This window comes from Aliirhizobium wenxiniae (assembly GCF_014201355.1).
Classification (GTDB): domain Bacteria; phylum Pseudomonadota; class Alphaproteobacteria; order Rhizobiales; family Rhizobiaceae; genus Neorhizobium; species Neorhizobium wenxiniae.
The window spans coordinates 1-1,827 of record NZ_JACHEG010000025.1; the positions used below are offsets into that span (position 1 = coordinate 1).

General features: G+C 60.6%; 1 protein-coding gene. It reads right to left on the minus strand.

Annotation, left to right across the window (positions count from 1 at the left end):
* The coding region (locus tag HNQ72_RS30375; RefSeq protein WP_183998375.1) for an RHS repeat protein at positions 1 to 1,827 on the minus strand (1,827 nt) is incomplete at both ends.

Consider the following 1,827-nt stretch of genomic DNA (forward strand, 5'->3'; position numbering starts at 1 on the left):
CATGTTGCCATTGGCATCGTAGCTGAGCACTTTGGTGCCGATCTTGGTGGCCGCATGCGGCCGTACTGCATTGCCAGCCGGATAGGTATAGGTGCCCATCTTGGTGCGCGACAAAAGGTTGCCGGTCAGCGAGTAGGTATAGGTCTCCGACAGGCTGGCATCGCCGGCATTGGTCGCCGTGACGAGCCGGCTGATGTCGTCATAGGCATAGGTCCAGTTCTCCGCCGGGGTGAGACCGGTGATGGATTTGATCCGGCCGAGCTTGTCGCGGGTATACTGGCTGTCGAGAAGCGAGACCGTCCCCTTCTTCGTCGTCACCCGGGTCAGCCAGTCGCGCTGGGGCAGATAGGTAAAGGTGGTCGCCACGCCATTGGCATAAGAGATCGACTTCGTCTGACCGTCCGCTTCGTAAGACGCCGCCGTCACATAGCCTGGAATGGTGACCAGCATGTTGTTGGCATTGTAGGTCCAGGGATCAGTCGTCGTGCCGACGTCGACCGCACCGGGACTATAGGAGCGCGACAGGGTGAGACCCGCCTTGCCCTTGCGATCGGTGGTGGTCTGGATGAGCCCGTCGATCTCCGTCTGGGTGGTGGTGACCGTTCCCGTACCGGTCAGCGACTGGCTGAAGCGCTGGGTCGCCGATCCGTTGGTGGAAACGGTCAGAAGCCCGACATTGAGGAAGGGGGCAGCACCGACACCAGAGGCTGCGGTATCGTAGCTATTGGTGGCAAGCACGATGGTGACACCGTCGGTGTCCTTCACCTGCTTGGTCAGCAACCGGCCCATCTGGTCATAGGCGAGTGTGGTGACGACACCGCGGGCATCGGTCTGGGTGACCAGGCGATTGGCATTGTCGTAGGCATAGGACCAGTTGCCCAGATCCGGATCGCTGGCCGTCAGGCGGTTGCCAATCAGGTCATAGGTGTAGGTCCACACCGCGCCGCTGTGATCGCGCACACCGGTCAGGCGGCCGACCACGTCATAGCTGCGCACCTCGTTGACCCAGGCATTGTTGAGATTGCCCGAGGTCAGGATGACATTGTTGTCCTTGTCGAGATAGCTGCGGCTGACCTTGCCTTCCTCGTTGTTCATCCGCTGCTCGAGCACGGGCAGGTTGGTCGAGCCGGGCACCGATGCAGCAGGCTGCACCGCATAGGTATAGGCCCGTTGCGACGCATCCGGGTTGACAGTCTTGACCACCCGGTCCTGCCAGTCATAGCTGTTGACCGTCCACTGGGCTGTCTCGCCGACAAAGCGAGGCAGGGCCACCTGCTTGACGTTGCCGCGCGCATCGTAGCCTGTCTCGGTCACCCGTCTTGGGTTTGCTGCCACATCCCCATAGGACTGCACGTTATAGGGCCGGCCGAGACCGTCGTAATAGGTCTGCTGGAACACCTGGGTAACAGTGCTCTCGGTCGCACCTGGTGTGTACACCGTAACCGCCTGGCTGGTAGGATTGCCCTCGTTGGTATAGCGGACCTTTGTGAAGCTGCCCGTCCCGGCATTCACCGTGTCATAGGGCCGGCAATAGGGATCGTAGCTGTAGGTCTCGGCAATGCCGTTCCAATCGGTCTTCTTCGATGGTTTGCCGCAGACATTGTCATTGGCATAGCTGGTAACGAAACGGGTATCGGCCGCAAGGCTGCCATTGGCAAAGTATTTTGGTGCACGCTCGGCCACGACATAGAGCTTGTAGGCCGTGTCGTAATCCCACTCCGTCCGGTTGCCTGCCCCGTCGACCGTCGACAGCCGGTTGCCATTGGCGTCGTAGGTATGGGTGAAGCGGCGCGTTCCCGTCGTGTTGTTGAAGTAATCCAGCTGCAG